The organism is Natranaerobius trueperi (assembly GCF_002216005.1).
GTDB lineage: Bacteria > Bacillota > Natranaerobiia > Natranaerobiales > Natranaerobiaceae > Natranaerobius_A > Natranaerobius_A trueperi.
Window position 1 is genome coordinate 1 of record NZ_NIQC01000114.1, and the last position, 287, is coordinate 287.

General features: G+C 41.5%; 1 protein-coding gene. It reads left to right on the forward strand.

All coding sequences use genetic code 11. The annotated features are described in order from the left end of the window. On the forward strand, positions 1–287 hold a 287-nt coding region (locus CDO51_RS13335), incomplete at both ends, for an IS66 family transposase (protein ID WP_476703722.1).

The following is a 287-nucleotide window of genomic DNA, read 5'->3' on the forward strand; positions in this document are numbered from 1 at the left end:
CTCAAAGAACACTACCAGCTTAACCGACATAAACAATTTGGAAGCTCTAGTGAAGTAACTCCAGATCAGATGCAGCTTTTTAACGAAACTGAAAAAGAAGCTGATGCTTCTGTAAAAGAGCCTGAACTGGAGGAAATCACATACAAGCGTCGTAAATTCAAAGGCCAGCGAGATATACAGTTAGAAGGCCTTGAAGAAGAAGTTGTAGAGCATCGCCTTTCTTCAGAAGAACAGGTGTGCTCTTGTTGTGGTGATAACCTTCATGAAATGAGCACAGAAGAAAGACG